This window comes from Litoribacter ruber, assembly GCF_018500185.1.
Lineage (GTDB): Bacteria > Bacteroidota > Bacteroidia > Cytophagales > Cyclobacteriaceae > Litoribacter > Litoribacter ruber.
The window spans coordinates 411,954-429,724 of record NZ_JAHBGI010000002.1; the positions used below are offsets into that span (position 1 = coordinate 411,954).

General features: G+C 42.0%; 21 protein-coding genes and 1 riboswitch. Of the genes, 8 read left to right on the forward strand and 13 right to left on the reverse strand.

Going from position 1 to position 17,771, the window contains the following annotated elements:
* Nucleotides 1–64: 64 nt before the first annotated feature.
* The 9 genes from KIH41_RS04095 to KIH41_RS04135 all read right to left on the reverse strand — a co-directional run bounded on the left by KIH41_RS04095 (nt 65) and on the right by KIH41_RS04135 (nt 6,564).
* On the reverse strand, nt 65–448 hold the full coding sequence (locus KIH41_RS04095; protein WP_213946681.1) for an acyl-CoA thioesterase: 384 nt from the start codon (nt 446–448) through the stop codon (nt 65–67).
* Nucleotides 448–1,071, reverse strand: a complete 624-nt coding sequence (locus KIH41_RS04100) for a PAS domain-containing protein (RefSeq protein ID WP_214161605.1) — start codon at nt 1,069–1,071, stop codon at nt 448–450. The genes KIH41_RS04095 and KIH41_RS04100 overlap by 1 nt, the downstream gene beginning before the upstream one ends.
* Nucleotides 1,072–1,189: 118 nt before the next feature.
* A riboswitch (cobalamin riboswitch) is annotated at nt 1,190–1,379 on the reverse strand.
* 251 nt (nt 1,380–1,630) lie between these two features.
* Nucleotides 1,631–1,930, reverse strand: a complete 300-nt coding sequence (locus KIH41_RS04105; protein ID WP_213946679.1) for an RNA polymerase alpha subunit C-terminal domain-containing protein — start codon at nt 1,928–1,930, stop codon at nt 1,631–1,633.
* Nucleotides 1,899–2,342 carry a DUF1428 domain-containing protein gene (locus KIH41_RS04110; protein WP_214161606.1) on the reverse strand — a complete coding sequence of 148 codons (444 nt, stop codon included), beginning with the start codon at nt 2,340–2,342 and terminating at the stop codon, nt 1,899–1,901. The genes KIH41_RS04105 and KIH41_RS04110 overlap by 32 nt, the downstream gene beginning before the upstream one ends.
* Before the next feature lie 445 nt (nt 2,343–2,787).
* On the reverse strand, nt 2,788–3,222 hold the full coding sequence (locus tag KIH41_RS04115; RefSeq protein WP_214161607.1) for a VOC family protein: 435 nt from the start codon (nt 3,220–3,222) through the stop codon (nt 2,788–2,790).
* Nucleotides 3,223–3,228: 6 nt separating this feature from the next.
* Complete coding sequence (locus KIH41_RS04120) at nt 3,229–4,107, reverse strand: SRPBCC domain-containing protein (RefSeq protein WP_214161608.1); 879 nt, start codon at nt 4,105–4,107, stop codon at nt 3,229–3,231.
* Nucleotides 4,108–4,124: 17 nt separating this feature from the next.
* Nucleotides 4,125–4,514, reverse strand: a complete 390-nt coding sequence (locus KIH41_RS04125) for a DUF1801 domain-containing protein (protein ID WP_214161609.1) — start codon at nt 4,512–4,514, stop codon at nt 4,125–4,127.
* 99 nt (nt 4,515–4,613) lie between these two features.
* Nucleotides 4,614–5,603, reverse strand: coding sequence for a GlxA family transcriptional regulator (locus tag KIH41_RS04130; protein ID WP_214161610.1), 990 nt, complete (start codon nt 5,601–5,603; stop codon nt 4,614–4,616).
* A gap of 439 nt (nt 5,604–6,042) precedes the next feature.
* The gene (locus KIH41_RS04135) at nt 6,043–6,564 is read right to left on the reverse strand and encodes a DUF3291 domain-containing protein (RefSeq protein ID WP_214161611.1); all 522 of its coding nucleotides are present in this window, start codon (nt 6,562–6,564) and stop codon (nt 6,043–6,045) included.
* Between the two features lie 528 nt (nt 6,565–7,092).
* On the opposite strand from KIH41_RS04135, the gene KIH41_RS04140 reads away from it, so the two are divergent.
* On the forward strand, nt 7,093–8,184 hold the full coding sequence (locus KIH41_RS04140) for an alkaline phosphatase (RefSeq protein ID WP_214161612.1): 1,092 nt from the start codon (nt 7,093–7,095) through the stop codon (nt 8,182–8,184).
* A gap of 68 nt (nt 8,185–8,252) precedes the next feature.
* Here KIH41_RS04140 and KIH41_RS04145 read toward each other — a convergent pair whose 3' ends face one another.
* Complete coding sequence (locus KIH41_RS04145) at nt 8,253–8,639, reverse strand: hypothetical protein (protein WP_246538946.1); 387 nt, start codon at nt 8,637–8,639, stop codon at nt 8,253–8,255.
* A 28-nt stretch (nt 8,640–8,667) separates the two neighbouring features.
* Complete coding sequence (locus KIH41_RS04150; protein ID WP_213946671.1) at nt 8,668–9,045, reverse strand: nuclear transport factor 2-like protein; 378 nt, start codon at nt 9,043–9,045, stop codon at nt 8,668–8,670.
* A 100-nt stretch (nt 9,046–9,145) separates the two neighbouring features.
* On the opposite strand from KIH41_RS04150, the gene KIH41_RS04155 reads away from it, so the two are divergent.
* Nucleotides 9,146–9,640 (forward strand): CHRD domain-containing protein, encoded by a 495-nt coding sequence (locus KIH41_RS04155; RefSeq protein WP_214161613.1) that lies wholly within the window; start codon nt 9,146–9,148, stop codon nt 9,638–9,640.
* Between the two features lie 332 nt (nt 9,641–9,972).
* On the opposite strand, the gene KIH41_RS04160 is transcribed toward KIH41_RS04155, so the two are convergent.
* On the reverse strand, nt 9,973–11,634 hold the full coding sequence (locus tag KIH41_RS04160; RefSeq protein WP_214161614.1) for a S41 family peptidase: 1,662 nt from the start codon (nt 11,632–11,634) through the stop codon (nt 9,973–9,975).
* Between the two features lie 224 nt (nt 11,635–11,858).
* Here KIH41_RS04160 and KIH41_RS04165 point away from each other — a divergent pair, with 224 nt between their 5' ends.
* From KIH41_RS04165 to KIH41_RS04190, 6 genes are all read left to right on the forward strand, one after another.
* Complete coding sequence (locus KIH41_RS04165; RefSeq protein WP_214161615.1) at nt 11,859–12,512, forward strand: PAS domain-containing protein; 654 nt, start codon at nt 11,859–11,861, stop codon at nt 12,510–12,512.
* Between the two features lie 125 nt (nt 12,513–12,637).
* Nucleotides 12,638–13,021 carry a hypothetical protein gene (locus tag KIH41_RS04170; RefSeq protein ID WP_214161616.1) on the forward strand — a complete coding sequence of 128 codons (384 nt, stop codon included), beginning with the start codon at nt 12,638–12,640 and terminating at the stop codon, nt 13,019–13,021.
* 79 nt (nt 13,022–13,100) lie between these two features.
* Complete coding sequence (locus KIH41_RS04175) at nt 13,101–14,294, forward strand: threonine synthase (protein ID WP_213946664.1); 1,194 nt, start codon at nt 13,101–13,103, stop codon at nt 14,292–14,294.
* Nucleotides 14,295–14,411: 117 nt separating this feature from the next.
* On the forward strand, nt 14,412–15,077 hold the full coding sequence (locus KIH41_RS04180; protein ID WP_214161617.1) for a peptidase associated/transthyretin-like domain-containing protein: 666 nt from the start codon (nt 14,412–14,414) through the stop codon (nt 15,075–15,077).
* Nucleotides 15,078–15,322: 245 nt separating this feature from the next.
* Nucleotides 15,323–16,204, forward strand: coding sequence for a macrolide 2'-phosphotransferase (locus tag KIH41_RS04185; protein ID WP_214161618.1), 882 nt, complete (start codon nt 15,323–15,325; stop codon nt 16,202–16,204).
* 164 nt (nt 16,205–16,368) lie between these two features.
* Nucleotides 16,369–17,004, forward strand: a complete 636-nt coding sequence (locus KIH41_RS04190) for a peroxiredoxin (protein WP_214161619.1) — start codon at nt 16,369–16,371, stop codon at nt 17,002–17,004.
* A gap of 206 nt (nt 17,005–17,210) precedes the next feature.
* Here KIH41_RS04190 and KIH41_RS04195 read toward each other — a convergent pair whose 3' ends face one another.
* A complete protein-coding gene (locus tag KIH41_RS04195) occupies nt 17,211–17,762 on the reverse strand; it encodes a hypothetical protein (protein ID WP_214161620.1) in 552 nt (183 codons plus the stop codon).
* Between the last annotated feature and the right edge of the window lie 9 nt (nt 17,763–17,771).

Genomic DNA, 17,771 nt, shown 5'->3' on the forward strand with positions numbered 1-17,771 from the left:
ACACTGCCTATAAAAATTGACTAGCAGCTTTTTTATTTTAAAGGTTCTTTAGGTCATTAAACCTTTAAATCACAGAACGAGGACTTTTATTTTCATCTATGGCAACTAAGGTGAAACCTCCCTTTATGGCTAGGTGACGGCTATCGCTATACATTTCTTCCACAAAGATTTCCACTTCGACATCCAAACTGGTGGTGCCTACCCGTGTAACTCTGCCGATTAATTCTATCAGTGTATCAGCAGGGATGGGGTGGTTGAAATCTATCTGTTTGGAGGAAACGGTTACCATTCTTTTTCTGCTAAACCTTGTAGCAGCCATAAAGGCCACTTCATCCATTAGATACATGGCCATGCCTCCAAAGAGGGTGTCGTAATGGTTAGTAGTATTGGGAAACACAACCTTGAATACCCTGGTTTCGGAGTCAGCAATCCTTCGAGCTAAATCCATCAGGCCACCTCCCTTTCCACAGCCAGAAAATGAGTGACATTACCTCGAAGCCCAATTAAGGGCAGGATGTGTACCAAACATTCATAGGCCTCACCGCTTTTGCGGTGGTTGGTCAGCTGCATTTCAAATTCGATTTCCTGATCCAGATTTTGTCTGAAATCCTTTATCCTTTCCTTCCTAGTACTCGGTCCCTGTAAAAATGAGGGTTTTTTCCCTAAAGCATAACTGGACGAATAACCTGTCATAATCTCAAAACCTGAACAGGTCAACATGATGTTGGTATTTACATCTGTGAGGACAAGAGCCTCATAAGGCATATGTAACACATTTGACCAATTCAGGTCCCATGCAAACCTATGGCCTAATCTTTTTAGCTCCTGGACATCTTGTTGTCTAACTTTTTCATTCACCCTATTCATGGCAATTACATCATAACAGTGTAAAAACGGGACCTTCCCCGAAGGAACATTGGGAAGTGCCTGTAGAGAAATATTATTGGAGTAGTCTGATTGCGCAAATACATCCAAACTTTGGATGGTCCTGCACTTTGGCCTAGCGGGAGGAAAGGGTTTAACTTTTTTGGGGCTATCAATCCACGAATAACCTAATTGGGATGTTGACATTGCTTTTCAAGTTGATTTTTGAAATAATTTTTCAAAATTCCGCAACGCCCTTTGGCAGATAAATAATAAGAGGATTTGGCTAGGCCAATCCTGACTATTACCCCAATCCACGAGGGCATATGTCAATACAAAATAGGCAAGTCTCCTGGCTTGTAACTTTTTGCCGGCCTTCTCATTCCAAATAAATGGGACAATGGCTGATTTCGGTCAAAAACACGTGTTACATTACAGTTGCGGGACAGCTCATGATTTGCACATGATTCCTTTTTAATCGGCATTTCTGCCAAACCTGTTTTGAGTTGATGAAATTTCAAAAGGAAAGTTATAGTTTTCTTTTCATTATACAAGAGGATAACAACGGAAATCTTGGTCTTGCGCCGAATCGGCACTCTTGTGAGAATATTTTCAGACTTCGCACAATTGAGTTGAGAGTTTCCGACTCGGAGGTAAGTTTCGAATTCACCCACTTTTACAAGTCTTATAATTTCTTTATACCTTGGGGTCTTTGTGGCCAAAAACTTGACAAAGAAACAAAGATGCGCTACACCTAACCACCATTCTAACCTTCACTTTTCTTAAAAGTCAATCCCTGCTCTTCGAGCGATTTTCGAAATGCAGGCAAGGAAGCCTTTCCAATGCCGTGGATTTTCAAAATTTCTTTTTCCGTAAATTCGGATAGTTTATGAATGGTATCAATTCCGTGATGAAGGAGGGCGTTTCGCGCAGGGTTGCTTAAAGACGCCAAAAACCCTGAAGCTGGCTCTTTGAGTTTTTCACAGGTGGGACACGTAGGACAGTCACTACTTTTATAGAAAGTGTGGCCATTCTTACAGGTCTTTTTTTGCTTCTCTGTTGCCATAACTTTCGGTTTTCTTAGTGATCTTCATTTGCATCTGTCCGTTAGATTGGATAAGGGGCTTGAACCCTCCATAGACCATTCTACCCGCATCAAAAATCAACCTTTCAGGATTCAACAACGGGGCAATTAAGGCTGTCATTCTTGGGTCCTCCGGTACTTTTTTATTGGCTAAATCACGTACCTCTTTGGAGGGAAATGCAACCCAACCGAATACAATTTCCTCATCCTCTTTAGCATCTACGCTTACCACAAAAGATTTAGTTCCCTCAAATGCCAATTCATCACCAATGAATTCATAATAAGCAATCGCCCCATATTCTTTCCATATTTCTGCTACCTTCTCAGCCACTTCTTTGTATTCGCTCAAATGAACTTTAGGAATTGGAAGAACAAAGCCGTCAATGTAATCCATAATTATATAATCTTTATATTTAAGTCTGTTAAATAGGTTGGCCGAAGGTCGAATAATCTTCTAAACTACGGTTAGGAGGTTAGAATCTTACTTAGTGGAGTAGAAAGTAGATGTCCCGAGGAGCGCCAATGGAAAATTTACGAGGCGCTTCGGGACGGTAGAAATGTTTAGGGATGAAGGCACAGTGAATCACCTCTATCCCTAAACCTCCCCACGTGGTGGCCTAGGCCACCACGTGGGGAATCTACTCTCTACCATCTACCCATCTGCGCTCTCCCGATTCGCTTCACTTCTCGGGACAAGTTCTGCGTGTAGCCAACCCTAAAGCTGCGGCCTTTGCGCTTTCTCTTTGCGACCTTTGCGTGAAACTGCCGCGATGAAGCCGCCGCTTTGCGATTTCTAAACCTCTAAACCAGGCCGCAGACCGAATAAACACCTAACCGTACTATTCTATCGGCGCATGAAACATCCACTGTATTCCAAATTTATCCGTACAGCTGCCATAATGCTCACCCCAAAACATATCTTGAAGCTCCATGCTAACCTCCCCTCCCGATGACAAGGAGTCAAAATACTTGCGTGCCTCCTCCTTGCTATCCACATGGAGGCTGATATGGACATTGTTGCCTGTGTTGAGCTTAAACCCCATGGATTCTGGGGCATCAGTGCCCATCAGCAAGTGGCCGCCCACAATGGGGAGGGTCATGTTCATGATGAGGTGTTTGTCCTCCTCAGCTATTGGAGGGGCGCCTTCCGAAGGGGGCATGTCACCATAACGGTGGATCCCCTCGATGAAATCAGTGCCAAATACTTCCTTGTAAAAATTGAATGCCTGCTCGGTCTCCCGCGCAAAATTCAGGTAAGTGCTAACTGCTGCCATATTAGTTTATTTAGTGGTTTCGCAAATGGTTTTCAATACCTGCAATGCCTTAGGCCAGGTTTCCTCAAAATAAGCCTTATATTCTCCGATCGTATCCACAGTCACCCTGACGGTGGTGGCAGAATCTCTTTCCTCAAAACAGTATTCCTCCACAGCACCCTTCCATGTCTCGATTTCGGGGCCTTCCGTCACTTCCACTCCTTTGTCCAGCATACCCAGCATCTCCACGCCCACAATTTCTCTTGGCTTGGCCTTGGTTACCTTTGCCACCATACCACTCTCCCTACCCTCGGCATCAGGTCCAATAAAATAAAGCGTTTCCCCAACTTCCCATTTGCCCTTATAATAGGAACCTGGATGGAAGGCGGCCGTCCATTCTCTATAGGTATCAGGGGCCAGCATAATTTCATACACTGCTTGGGCGGGGGCTTCGATTTGAACATCAAAATGCAACCTATGTAGTTTTGAAAGCGATTCAGTATATACTTTGAAGTTTTCCAAAATCGCCTGCCAACCCTGCCGCTGCATTTCGATCGAATGGGAGGATTCTGCCTCAAACTCCTCAACAATCTCCACATGGTCTTTCATCTGTTTGAAATGCACCTGAACCTTCCGTCCATCATCTAGGTGGAATTTGATCATTTGCATGGGGACTACTTCCTCAAATTCCCCCTTGAAATCAAATGCCTGACTGCCATCTTTTGCAGCCATGTGGTACGAAAACTCACCGCCTGACCTCAGTTCAAGCTTTGCCTTTGGACAGTGCCAGTCCTCACTGGCAAAATTCCAATTTACGATGTGCTCTGCCGAAGTCCATGATCCCCAGACCTGGCTCAAAGGAGCTTTGATTGATACAGTTAATTTAACTAGTGCAAGCTTTTCCATAGAAGTAATTATTTAAGTCAAACCAATCTTTCCAATTGCCCTTTCCTTTTGACGATGTTTTTGTAATCCCACTGAATATTCCGGGCCTTGATCAGCCAATGCTGCAGCTTTTGTGAGTCAATTTCAGTCACGGTGCGATACCGGCACTCTGCTGCTTTAAACTTGCCTTCAGGCTGAAGTCCTGGCTCTTCAAAACTCTGTCCGCTCCAAAAAAGCAAACGTACACAGTTTTTCAATTTAGAATAGCCTACTATGGGATTGCCATTGAGAAACCATACCGGATGGCGATGCCAGATTTTGCTCTCCGCATCAGGTAATCCTTTTTTGATTTCCCTATGAAGGTGGTCGGCAATTATCCTGTCCTCTCCTTCCAATGTTTGGTTATAAAGCTCAATTTCAGTATGCATAAAAGTAAAGGGGTTAATGTTATATCAAAGTTAAAAAGTATTGAATCGCCCAGTTCTGTGTCAATCCGACATTCTAGGGGGCTATTGCGACAAAGTTTCTTAGACCAAATTCATCGCATTTTCAGCAACACCATACTTATGTTTGTAATCCAAGGGAGACAGACCCACATATTTTTTGAAAACCTCCCTAAAGGCTTTATTGTCAGAATAGCCTACATCATACATAATTTCACTGATGCTTTTTCGGGATTTTTCCAGATTCCGTTTTGCTGCCTCTACCCTCACCCGTTGTACGTATTCCAATAGGGTATTGCCGGTGGCATGCTTGAACCTCCGTTCCAGTGTCCTTCGGACAAGGTTAAACTTGGAGCTAAGGTCATCTACTTGGATTTTTTCGGTAAAGTTCTTCTCCACAAAATCCTGAACGTTCCTCACTACCTCATCGGCATGGTCCTTTTGTCCAGTGAAGATGATGAATTCGGATTGGGAATTCCGCCCCATATCTATTTGAAAAATTTTGGAACAGTAAATGGCTGCCTGCCGGTTAACGAACTTTTCAATGACATACAAAATCAGGTTGGCAGAAGAAAAGGCGCCGCCTCCGGTATAGATACCCTGTTCGTCTGTCATCAGGCTGTCTGGAGCGAGGTGTGTTTGGGGAAAAAGCTTTTGAAACTGACTGGCTGCTTTCCAATGGGTCACACATTTTCTACCATCAAGGAGCCCGGTGCTGGCCAAAATAAATGCCCCAAGGCAAAGGGAAACCACCTCTGCCCCCTCGCCCACCCTGGCTTGGATCCAAGGAATAAAAGCTTTGTTTTCCTGGATAGCCACTTGCAGGTCGCCCTGCACGGGTGGGATAATTATTAAGTCTGTATGCTCAAATTGATCAAGTGTTTTTTCAGCTTTAATAGTATAGAGCTCATTTTGGAGTTTGACCTCCTTTTCCACACCGACCAGTTTCACCTCAAAAGCCGGTGGCAGCTGCTGGCTTTCCAGGTAGTGGTTTGCCTCCAACAAACCCAATCTTGCATTTTCCAGACTGCCCAAATTGACTTGGTTTAAAAGTAAAATGGAAACTCTTTTCATACTGCTTATTGATTGACGGTCAGATTATAAAGTTAACATTTTATCAATTGCTTTAAAAGCCTGCCGGCAAAGGCAGGTTTATTTCCCGATAACCGCTTCGGGGATCTATGAATAGGTTGATGGGTTTAACGGATTAAGGGATTAACGTAAGGTACTTCCTCTCCTTAATCCTTTAATCAGTCCAGAAGGGAATCCAGCGCAGCTATTCCCTTCTGGACATTAAACCTATCAACCAACCCGTGTTTGTCAAGTGTCCAGTGAAGCTGAGAAAAACCAGTAGAGCCAATCTAAGCATTGCGTCCTTTGCGCTTTATCTCTGCGCCTCCGCGTGAAACTACCGCGTGAAACCAACGCCTCATCCTCCTCGCCGCTTAGCGATTTCCAAACCCCTAAACCAGGCCGAAGGCCGACTAACCTCCTAAACTACGTAGTTAAGAAACTAGGGCAATTCAACTGGTACAAACCTCCCAAATAATTCTTCCTGAAACCATTGTTGATTTACTTCGAGGTATTCCTGGTGGCGTGTGCGGTAGGCATAGTTTTCCATACATTCAGCATTCTCCCAAATTGAAAATGTTGCTTGTTCCACTAAGGGAGTTTGCCCGATCCCTTTGGTATATATAAGCCCAGGCGTATTCTGAAGTGCCTTGACTGTTACCTTCACGGCTTTTAAAAAACTTAGCATATATTTCCAGCTTATACGGGCCCGTGTGATAGTGATGATGGGGCCGCCTTTGTATTCAGCTGAGGGAAAAAAGGGGTTGACTCCATTCCAACTGCCATGTACCCGTGCACATTGCATCCAATGCGTTTCATGTGATTCAGACATATCGGCTAATTCACGGAAAGTGGGATGTTGCTCCACATTTTCTGCTGCATCAAGATCCGTCCAGTGTATTAACAAGGCATAAGAGGAAAAGTCCGGCAAGATTTCAAAGCCAAAACCTGCTCCCGTTCCCATCAAACGAACAAAATTGGTCCCATCGAATTTACTTTCCAGCCTTTTGGACCTACCAATTTGTTTAAAAATCCAGAAACGGTTTTTGGGGGGAAATTTAAAAAAAGTGATTGAAGCAAGGTTAATTTTTTGGGTATCCATGAAAAATCAACATCTAAAACACAATTTGGTTTTCGTTATTTTAGAAGGGTTTTTTCCGGATAACCGCTTTGCGGATCGGGAAGTATAGAACCTGCCTCGCGCAGACTGGGTTTAAGGTATACCACGACAACACCCTCAGGCTTCCCTTCGATTTCGCTCAGGGACCACCGTAAGCAATCACTATTACATTGCGGTCTTTGCGCTTTTCCTTTGCGCCCTTCGCGTGAAACTTCCGCGATGCAGTAAAGCCTCATCCTTCTCCCCTCTTGCGATTTCTAAACCCCTAAACCAGGCCGAAGGCCGAATAAACTCCTAAACCATAACCTACCTTTAACCTTGATATTTATTGCCCCTATCTTTAAAGCCTTATCTTTGAAAAAAAAAAGTCAAATGAGAAAGTTAATTTTTGCTTCCCTGCTGGTGGCAGCTATTGGCTGTAAAAATGACTCTGACGTGAGTCATCTTTCAGCAGAGGAAGAAACCACAAATCCTAAAAACATCATATTATTAATCGGCGATGGAATGGGTGTTACCCAGATTTCCTCCCTTTATGCTTTTGAGGATAAGATTGCCAGCTTTGACCGGTTTAAAAACATAGGGTTTATTAAAACCTCATCCTCAGATAACCGCATTACTGACTCTGCAGCCGGTGCCACAGCCTTTGCCAGCGGCATCAAAACTTACAATGCAGCAATTGGAGTAGATGATGACACGGTGGCAGCGGAAACTATTGTGGAGATATTATCCAAGAAAGGCTGGAGAACAGGCTTGGTGGCTACCAGTTCTATTACCCATGCCACTCCTGCGGCCTTTTATGCCCACGTAGCCCACAGAAAAATGGAAGAGGATATAGCCAAGCAGCTTTTGGATTCAGATGTGGATATCGTAATCGGAGGAGGTGAAAAATATTTTAATGCCAGAGAAGATGGTATCAATTATTTGGACAGTCTAAGGTCAAAAGGTTACCATGTTAAAACAAAAAGTGATCAAGAAATAGAGGTGGAAAACCCAGCCGAGAAAGAAGCCCACCTGATGGCCTCAAGTGCCATGCAAAAAATATCTGAAGGCAGAGGAGAATTTTTGACAGAGGCATCCCTTTATACCATCAATAAGCTGAAAAATACGAATGATAACTTTTTTGTCATGATTGAAGGCTCCCAGATAGATTGGGGTGGACACGCCAATGACCATGATTATATTGTGGATGAAATGCTTGATTTTGATAAGACCATCAATGCCGTTTTGGATTTTGCCGAAAAGGATGGGAATACTTTGGTAATAGTGACTGCTGACCATGAGACCGGAGGGTACGCACTATCCAGCGGCAAGGATGGTTATAAAACTGTGACGGGCACCTTTACTACAGGTGGACACACGGCAGCTATGATTCCTGTATTTGCCTTTGGCCCAGGCTCTGAAAACTTCCAGGGGGTATATGAAAACAATGAAATCTTTCATAAAATGCTGGAGTCGGTAAAATAGATTTCAGACCGAAAAGTGGGTTTAGAAGCCTTCCTACCGGCAAAGGCAGGTTTTTTTCCCGGTCTCTACTAATGAAATTTGTACCCCATTCCTACTGACCATACCCATTGATCTTGGGAATCCATATGGAAAAAGGGAACGAAGAAGGCCAATTTCCTATAATCTACTCTAGGGGCAACACCAAGCCTGGCCCCCAGTTTTCCCTCATACACATATAGAGAGGGCAATGCTCCTACCCCCACCTTCCAATCAGGGTTGATATTTAAAAATAGACTTGGGCCACCTACATTGACCGCATAGAAATCAGGGCCTACAGAAACTCCCAGCATTCCTTCCAATCCAAAATCCACCATTGATTTTCCGGAAGTTTCCTGAGGTGCAGGCTCTTGGCCAAACACAAAACTTTGGGAAGAAATTAATAATAATGCAAGCAGAAGAAATTTCACATATGACATTTTACAGTTATTTTATTTAATCACTTATTTAACTTTTATCAACCAGCTTGGTAATCTTGTTGTTCTCAAACACAAAGAGAGACCTGCCATTTAACCTAATCTCTTGCCCCTGTTTCATCTCTTCTGAGAGGTCTTTAGCCAATACCCCAAAGTATTCCAGATCTACCTCAGTTCTATCAGGGTAATGTCTGATTGCTAGGATGGTTTGCTTCCTTTCTGAAAAGTATTCACATGTCGCCATAGCCTGATTGCTGAATTCCTGCTTCCCCTTCAAAGCCATGGTCAATTCCCCATTTTGGTAATTCTGGAAAACTATGCCTTCCGAAAAGTCCTGGACCATCTTGCCCACATCGAATGAATTGTAGCCATCCAGGTAGTTTTGGATTATTGATTCTCTATCTTTCATATTATCCATTTTACGCCCTAACTCATTGATTTTTCGTTTAATAAGATAAAGTAAACCGAAGCGGAAGCCGGTTTCTATATTTAACTTACTATCAATAATCATGAAAGCTTTACTCAACCCCTTAACCCTTTTGGTGGTGATAATTGGCTGTCTGGTTAGTGTCGGGTGCAGTGATGACGATGATGCGCCAAGAGAGGAAGCCAAAATCTACACCTTAAATGCCCTTCCTGGTTTTAACAACCCTGGAAATGTGATTTTCCAAAAAGATGGAAGTAATGCCACATTAGTGACCATCCAATTGGAAGGCACCGAGGATGGAGCCATCCACCCCGCCCACATCCACGCAAACTCTGTAGCCGAAGGTGGGCCAATCGTGGTGGACCTGACATCTGTGGATGGAAGTACTGGCAGAAGTCAAACCCGAGTGACCATGTTTGACAATGGTACCCCGGTCACCTATGAAGAGCTCATCACCTACAATGGGCACGTGAATGTACACCTGAGCATGGAGGATCTTGCCACCCTGATAGCCGAAGGCAACATAGGCAGTAATGCTCCATCTGCCCCCTCTCCTCCGAATGGAACAGGCTATTAATTCACTTTGGCCGAGCATCTTTTCTCGGCCAAACATACCTATTATTTAGGCAAGTAAATTAAAGAGATGTAAGCCTATACCAGGCGTAGCCATAGCCCTGGATAGAAAAATCTCTAAGCTCTAATGGCCCTGAATCTTCTCCACCACCATTGAGCCCATTGCTAATTTTGTTACCCATATAATCTTGCTATAACTAGCCATTTAAATATATTTTAATAACCATATTGTTTACATTTTCAGTTAAATGAAAAAAAATAACTACGAAGTAACATTACAATAATTGTACGCCCGAATCAGATAAAGATCGGAATACCGAAGCACAAAGATTGGACTTATGAGTTGGATATTAATTTTAAAACAAATTCTTTTTGACTATCCTTATGCTTAAGAAAGTCCTCTATTGTAGGCCACAGCTCATAATCAGGGATAATCCCTCTTCCATAAGGCTGATCGGCCCTTTGTGGTGCATCATGCACCACATAAACAACCGAAAATTTGGATTTTATTTTTGAATTTGGCAATTCATATACAAGTCCTATATGTCCATTGTGCTCATAATATCCTCCTACTGTTTCTACCCCCACAGTGGTTAAATTCCTTGCATACCCTTTCATCAATGAAGCGAAATGCGAGGCCGCAGAGGCGGTATTTTCATTAATCAACATATAAACCTGACCATGGTATGCTGGCGACTTCGGTTGATAAATGGGGTTATATTTAGGGTTTTGATAACTCTTCCCTTCATTGAAATCTTCAAAGTAATCATCCAAAAATTCGAGCCCCATAACCTTCGTGGCACTGTCGATCCTCGCATCCGTTGAAACACCCCAGAAAAAGTCATCATAAGGGAAGTCCTGTGGATTAAATATTATATGGGCTTCTAAATTTTCTTGGAAAGAGCTATCACTCAAATACCTGACAGGTTGTTCAAAAGTAGGGTCACTTCCCCCAGGATTGTTTCTTACATCAATAACTAGATTAGGAATTAATTTTTCATCCAAAACTGTAAATACACTATCCAAAAATTGGGTATATAGATCAAATTGTGGGTCATCTTTACCTGTGGCAAATCCAAAAAATCTTAGGTTAAGCAAGCCTGTTTTTGCATCAATCTGCTCGTAACTATAAGGAGGTTGCTTTTCGTAATCCAGCAAGTCAGAAATCGGTGCACTGTATTTATTTGAAAGGTTTTTTTCCCTTTCTTCAAATGTTACAGCCTGAAGAAACTCTGTTTGGGGTTCAATTTTCCCTGGAGCTAAAAATTTCACTTCGAATTTATCAGTTGCCCCATACTCAATTACATATCTCCAAGCAAAAGCATTATTTACACTTGCGGAAAGTTTATAACTGGTATTAAAACCATCAACAGGAAAATACTTCTGGAATGACTGCATCAATTCAAGGTCTTCCTTGCCATTAATATTTAAAATTTGAGATCCAGGGGGTATTTTTTCGGTAAGCCCATCAAAGATTATTTTGCCTTCAAGGTAGGTCAAATGATATGGGAAAAATGTTTTCTGCTTTTTGAGTTCATTTAAATCATCTGTTCCAGGCTCGGTATAATTATGCACACTCCCTTCGAAATCAGTTAAATTAGAGATTATTTTAAAAAATTCAGAAGTTTTTAAAGGTCGTTTAATTTGTTCAAATGCCCAGCGATAAAGACTATCTACCTCCTCTTCCGTCCTGTAAATATATAGCCCAGAATTAACATTCTTTCTTATATCAATAAAGACTTGTAAATCCTCCTCCATTTCAGAAATAGAAAGTTGATTGTTTAAGCCAAGGTTAAAAGTTGAGGTTGTCTGTGAAGCCAGCGGATTGAGAAGTGATGTTAATGCAAACAGAATTACCAATGGTAACTTATATTTAAATTCAAATTCCTCATGTAAGGCCTGGACTTTCTCAAATTGCTCTCTAAATGTTTTTGCAACCAAGAATTTTGGATCTTGAAGTTTTAAAATGTTTTTATATTTAGACATAAAATTTTTCATGATCTACGATTGTCCAGACTTTTAATTGAAATTTTGATTTAAATCCTAAATTGACTGCTAAGGGTATGTCAATACGTCTCCAATGAATAAAATGTCCTAGTATTCGTTTAATTTTATATAAAAAATAACATTTAAAGGACTATTTAAAAAAATACATGTTTATACAAATAAAAATTTTTACATTCGTAAAATTAACCTATTTACCTTAAAGAAAAGGAGTTAGCTTGAAAAACCCGTTATCCATCCTTGGCAGCTTGCCGGAATCATCTACTATAGAAATGGATGCTAGAATTGATCTAGTAAACACATTTCAAACTTATCAGACAACATTTAAATTAAATATTGCCTGCATTATTTTTGATCTTGAGGGGAAAATAACCTATGTCAATGACAGGTTTTGCGAGATTAGCAAATTTACTCCGGAAGAATTGGTAGGGTCAAGTTACAAGTTGATCCAGTCCAAATACCATTCACAATCCTTCTATAACAAAATACTACAACAACTTTCCCTTGGAAAATCATGGAAGGGAATGGTGAATAGCCAGGCAAAAGATGGAAGTGATTATTGGAAGGACACCCTTATCATTCCTGTAGTTGACAAAAACCAAACTATTAAAGAATATTTATCTTTACGCCTTCCTATCGATCAATCAGCTTATTTTAAGAAAAACAGCAAACTCATCAATGAAATACTGTTTAACATCTCTCATAAATTGAGAAAACCTGTCACTCAAATATCTTCTGTTGCCTCCTACCTCGAGAGCGAAAGCATATCCCTAGAAGAGTTTCAAGACCTAGTAAAGTACATGAAAAATGCAGCTGTATCCATTGATACTTATACAAGAGAGCTAAATGAAGTTCTAAGTCAATTGAAATAAATGTCTATTACATTGAAAAGTAAAAATACCTGAAAACAGGTATTGACTACTAATCAATGGAAATTTATTTTTGAAATTCAACTTTTATAAGTGGTTTTAAATTTCATCACGCAAGATATCGGGATATGGCATTTGAAGGAGAATATCGAAAAATAAAAGCTAAATCAGAATTCATAAGATCAGCTAACGAAGCTTGGTCAAAGGATTTTGAAATTCTTCAAACCTGGAGAAAAAAAGGACAGGAGAGTGAAAAATCACAAGACTATCTTGCTGCAATTGAATTTTATAAAATCTGTATCCAACACGGGAAAGGGAGCGATTTCCTGACTTTGGCCAATTATGTTCATGACATAAATCGGATAATAATTCTTTATACAAAAACAAGGCAAATCAGCCCCTTGACGCAGCTTTTAGAATCCCTATTATTGGACTACCCCAAAAGTCTGCATGTAGCCGAATGGCAAATCAGGCTAAAGACCATATTTAAAGATCATCCTAAGCAAATGTAAAGCTGAAACTTGTCCAATCGGGATTTTTCAAACATGATGTACCTGCTGCTGTTGTAATAGGAAACCGCTTTCCTTTCTCATGAATATCCTACACCAACCAAGCACATCACTAATCAGCCATCTTGAATGTCCCAAATGCGGACGAACGTATCTTCACCAAGAATTGCATACTGTATGTGAAAACACCAATTGCCAATCCTCTCTTTTTGCCAGATATAACCTATCCCCTGGAGTTTTCAAAAAAGAAAGCCTCAGGGCTAACCCCAATAGCATGTGGCGGTACAGTCCGGTGTTGCCTATAGAGAAGGTTGAATATATGATTAGCCTCGGTGAAGGATTTACTCCGATTCTCCCCTTGCAAAACCTAGATGGACTGGAGGAAAACCGGGTCTATTGGAAGGATGAATCGGGCAACCCTACAGGATCCTTTAAATCTAGGGGACAGAGCACTGCCATTTCAAAAGCTCTCGAACTCGGCGTGAAAGCTGCATGTATACCTTCAGCTGGCAATGCAGCGGGAGCTTTGGCTGCCTACTGCGCTAAAGCGGGTATCAAGGCGCATGTATTTATGCCCAAAGAAACACCTCAACTGTTCAAAGACGAGTGCGTACTCTACGGAGCCAACCTCACGGAAGTGGATGGGAATATTAAGGACTGTTCGAAATTAGCCTCCGAAGAGGGGGAGAAAAACGGGTGGTTTCCAGTTTTTACACTTAAAGAACCCTACAGGCTGGAAGGAAAAAAAACTATGGGGTACGAAATAGCCGAGCAGATGGACTGGATTCTTCCCGACGTGATTCTATACCCCACTGGCGGGGGTACAGGCCTTTTGGGCATATGGAAAGCGTTTGACGAAATGGAGACATTGGGGTGGATAGGAAGTGAGCGTCCCCGCATGGTTTCTGTACAGGCTACTAGTTGTGACGGCATCACACAGGCATTTCACCAGCACCAAACGGAGTCCGAGTATGTAGACAAAGGCTTTACTATTGCAAATGGCCTGAGAGTGCCAAAGCCTTATGCAGATGAATATATTCTCAAAGTGCTGAGAGAAAGCCAGGGTACCGCAATAACCATCAATGATGCAGAAATGGAAACCGGAATGAAGGAAATTGCAAAAAAAGAGGGGTTACTCGTATGCCCAGAAGGAGCTGCCCTGTGGCAAGCTTTCAAAAAATTAAAGGAAAAAAGCTGGATAAAACCTGGAGAAAAAGTGCTGTTGATGAATACAGGCAGCGGCTATAAGTACCTTGAAAACATAGAAATCAATTAAGTGTCCAATTTCTAATCAAACGTTAACCTAGGTTAAGAATACTTAATGCTTTAGTATCAGAACTGATTTCTGACGAACTTGACCAAGGACAGGAAACTTTTACTAAATATTTTTCGAATGAACCAGGTGATAATGGCTTTTTGGATATTAACTTCCATAATTCCCCAGGATAGATTTTTGCTTAAAGGTTTTATAAGGGATGCAGATACTGGTGCACCTATCGTTGGGGCCCATGTAGTCTCCCGAAACCGTCAGGGCATTACCGATGCGGAAGGCAGATTTGAGATCGAGGTAAATATTGGAGATAAGTTAACCTTTACCCACATAGCCTATATGGCTCACTCACACGTGGTGGAGGACAGCAATCCTTTGAACATCCTGCTTCATTTCAATGAAACGGAGTTGGAGGAATTTACAGTCAGTTCCTTTCCTTCTGAGGAAAAGTTAAAGCAGCTGATACTTGATACACCGTATATCCCCAGCCAGTTAGAAAGCAACTTAACCAACAACTTGAATTTTGTAAAAAATATATACCGGCTTGGCAATCATCACACCCAAAACAGTATTGCAAACACGGCAAAAAGAATGGCAGCTGGCAATGGGGAAGCCACGTTTTTCTCCACCAATCCTTCTATGGGTATTATGGGGCTAATAAGGTCATTTAGAAAACAGAGCTATATTCCCATGGAAAAACCCGGAGCACCCAAGTACCGTTTGGATTTTGACAAACTCCGGAGGGCAAGGAATGACTCCACTGTGAGGTATAGTGATTATTTTGAATAAATTAGGAAATAAACTTCAGAGGATCAGAGAGATTTATTTGATTATCCGCCGAGATGCCAATAGCCTATTCTCCATTGATTGGGAGGACGGAATCTAAGCCTGCCTATGGCTGCAGAGGCAGCACCGAAGAGTTCTGCAACTTAACATCAGACCACTATTTTGGCCGTTTTAAACCAATGCTCTTTGCGTTTCTTTGCTTCTCAGCGGTTAAATTTAACACGTGAACTGATTAATCTTCGCTTTCTATGAAAATTGATGACATACAAAAACTCACCAAATCAAATGGACTCGCTGTTAAGGAAGACCTCGTCTTCAACGATATGGGCATTGACTTCAAAGTGGTCTTTGCCACAACTGAGGATGGGAAGAAATGGCTCTTGAGAATCCCCAGGAGAAAGGACTTGGGGGAGCAGATCGAGGAGGAAAAAAAGATTTTAGAATTAGCCGGAAAGTATTTAAGCATCCAGGTACCAAACTGGCAAATTGCCAATTCAGAGCTTGTGGCTTATCCACTGTTGGAAGGAAAACCGGCTTTGACTTTTGACGCCCAAACCTATGAGGTGAGCTGGAACATGGACCAGAATAACCCTGCTTATATTACTTCTTTGGCAGAAGCGTTGGTCCAACTTCATAGTATCCCACGGAGTCAGGTGGAGAAATCTGGCCTCAAGATCACTCCAGCTGAAAATCTACGTAAAGTAATGGCAGATCGATTGGAGTTGGTAAAATCAGAATTGGGTTTGAGTAAGGAGCTGGAGTCACGTTACCGAAAGTGGTTGGACAATGATCCGCTGTGGCCAGATTTCACAAAATTTATCCACGGGGACCTCTATGCGGGACATGTGATGGTAAATGAATCAGGGGAAGTGACTGGGATTATTGACTGGTCTACCGCACATATCGGTGATATCTCTGAAGATTTTGCCGGTCACCATAAGGTGTTTGGGGAGGATAGTCTCAAAGACCTCATTCAAGAATATGAAAAGCAGGGCGGAGATACTTGGGATAAACTCTATGAACACACTATTGAAAGAACTTTCGCAGCCCCCTTGGCTTATGGTTATTTCGCCATCCAAACCCAAGATCCCACCCACCTCCAAGGGGCCAAAGAACAGCTTGGAAAATAAATATTTCATCAAAAAATCACTTTAAATCTCTGTGCTTCTCTGGTCCTCTGTTGTTAAAAATTTATCGGCATCTATATGGAATTAATAACCTGTAAATCAAAACCTTTCTAAGCCAGGCGGGTTTTTTACGAAACTCAACATTTCCCACTAAAACTAACTACATTATGTCATTAAGACTAGGAGACGTAGCCCCAGATTTCACAGCGGAAAGTACTGAAGGCACCATACAATTTCACGACTACCTTGGCGACAGCTGGGGAGTTCTCTTTAGCCACCCTGCCGATTTCACACCGGTTTGCACCACCGAACTAGGTGCTACCGCCAGGTTGAAAAAGGAATTTGAAAAAAGGAACACCAAGGTGATAGCCTTAAGTGTAGATGGCTTGGAAAGCCATAAAGAATGGGTGAAAGACATCAATGAAACCCAAGGCACTGAAGTGAATTTCCCAATCATTGCAGATGAAGACAGAAAAGTATCTGAGCTCTATGATATGATCCACCCTAACTCAACAGAAAATGCCACTGTAAGGTCTGTATTTGTCATCGGTAATGATAAAAAGATCAAGTTGATGATTACCTACCCGGCAAGTACCGGTAGGAATTTCGATGAGCTCCTCAGGGTAATTGACTCTTTACAATTAACTGCCAATTATTCGGTAGCAACACCGGCCAACTGGAAACACGGTGAGGATGTGGTAATTGCACCGGCGATTGCAGATGCCGACATCCCTGAAAAATTTCCCAAGGGTCACAAAAGAATAAAACCCTATCTGCGGACCACTCCCCAGCCAAATTTATAGTAACCTTGTAAAATAAACCCCAGAGGACCAGAGGCTCAGAGAGTTTTCTTCAAAAAAATATTCTTTGCGCTTCTCTGTTTCTTTGCGGTTAATTATCAAACGTCATTTATTTAAAATCTCTGCGCTTCTCTGCGGTTAAAAAACCAAACGTCACTAAATTTAATCTTTGCGCTCCTTTGTTTCTCTGCGGTAAAACCCCAACGTCATCAAAAGTACTTCCTGTTTAGTATTTCGGAGAGCACCACTGCATCCTTCACCGTTTCAGGGTTTTTGAGGAGCTTTGCGTAAGGGTTAACGGCGCTTTTTTCCTCGGCCACATCTTCCACTTCTCCGATGATCTTTTCGTCTGAGCTAATGTCCACTTGTTCGTCAAGGGTAACCAGAGGTTCTTTTTCTACATTTTTTAGGCTGCCCTCTCCCCCTTCGTAATACTTCTTGTAAGGATTGGCAGGTTCATTTTGGGCTTTTGGCTGGGGTTTGGGTTTAGGCTTGGGTGCAGGAGTAGGCTGGGAATAGGCTGCCTCTTCATAAAGATCTTCTTCTTCAGGCTGCTCTCTGTTTTCCACTTCTCGGGTTCTCTGCTCCTGCTCCCTACGGATTTCCCTGAGCATATCCTCAAAGGACGCCGGTCGGCGCTCGCCTTCCTCCTCCCCCTCAAATCTTTCCTCTCCTTCTTGGGGCTTGTTTTTTTTCTTAAAAGCCGTAAACAGAAAGTAAATGATGACTAAAACAATATATATGAGAGTACCAGCGTCCATGCTTTTTAT

Bases quoted from the DNA above. Each gene is read 5' to 3' on its own strand.
- KIH41_RS04095 (WP_213946681.1), bottom strand. From the start codon at position 448: ATGGATTTAGCTCGAAGGATTGCTGACTCCGAAACCAGGGTATTCAAG.
- KIH41_RS04150 (WP_213946671.1), bottom strand. From the start codon at position 9,045: ATGAAAGATAGAGAATCAATAATCCAAAACTACCTGGATGGCTACAAT.
- KIH41_RS04115 (WP_214161607.1), bottom strand. From the start codon at position 3,222: ATGGCAGCAGTTAGCACTTACCTGAATTTTGCGCGGGAGACCGAGCAG.
- KIH41_RS04170 (WP_214161616.1), top strand. From the start codon at position 12,638: ATGGCATTTGAAGGAGAATATCGAAAAATAAAAGCTAAATCAGAATTC.
- KIH41_RS04175 (WP_213946664.1), top strand. From the start codon at position 13,101: ATGAATATCCTACACCAACCAAGCACATCACTAATCAGCCATCTTGAA.
- KIH41_RS04125 (WP_214161609.1), bottom strand. From the start codon at position 4,514: ATGCATACTGAAATTGAGCTTTATAACCAAACATTGGAAGGAGAGGAC.
- KIH41_RS04180 (WP_214161617.1), top strand. From the start codon at position 14,412: ATGAACCAGGTGATAATGGCTTTTTGGATATTAACTTCCATAATTCCC.
- KIH41_RS04105 (WP_213946679.1), bottom strand. From the start codon at position 1,930: ATGGCAACAGAGAAGCAAAAAAAGACCTGTAAGAATGGCCACACTTTC.
- KIH41_RS04190 (WP_214161619.1), top strand. From the start codon at position 16,369: ATGTCATTAAGACTAGGAGACGTAGCCCCAGATTTCACAGCGGAAAGT.
- KIH41_RS04185 (WP_214161618.1), top strand. From the start codon at position 15,323: ATGAAAATTGATGACATACAAAAACTCACCAAATCAAATGGACTCGCT.
- KIH41_RS04135 (WP_214161611.1), bottom strand. From the start codon at position 6,564: ATGGGAACGGGAGCAGGTTTTGGCTTTGAAATCTTGCCGGACTTTTCC.
- KIH41_RS04110 (WP_214161606.1), bottom strand. From the start codon at position 2,342: ATGGATTACATTGACGGCTTTGTTCTTCCAATTCCTAAAGTTCATTTG.
- KIH41_RS04120 (WP_214161608.1), bottom strand. From the start codon at position 4,107: ATGGAAAAGCTTGCACTAGTTAAATTAACTGTATCAATCAAAGCTCCT.
- KIH41_RS04160 (WP_214161614.1), bottom strand. From the start codon at position 11,634: ATGAAAAATTTTATGTCTAAATATAAAAACATTTTAAAACTTCAAGAT.
- KIH41_RS04195 (WP_214161620.1), bottom strand. From the start codon at position 17,762: ATGGACGCTGGTACTCTCATATATATTGTTTTAGTCATCATTTACTTT.
- KIH41_RS04140 (WP_214161612.1), top strand. From the start codon at position 7,093: ATGAGAAAGTTAATTTTTGCTTCCCTGCTGGTGGCAGCTATTGGCTGT.
- KIH41_RS04145 (WP_246538946.1), bottom strand. From the start codon at position 8,639: ATGTCATATGTGAAATTTCTTCTGCTTGCATTATTATTAATTTCTTCC.
- KIH41_RS04155 (WP_214161613.1), top strand. From the start codon at position 9,146: ATGAAAGCTTTACTCAACCCCTTAACCCTTTTGGTGGTGATAATTGGC.
- KIH41_RS04100 (WP_214161605.1), bottom strand. From the start codon at position 1,071: ATGTCAACATCCCAATTAGGTTATTCGTGGATTGATAGCCCCAAAAAA.
- KIH41_RS04130 (WP_214161610.1), bottom strand. From the start codon at position 5,603: ATGAAAAGAGTTTCCATTTTACTTTTAAACCAAGTCAATTTGGGCAGT.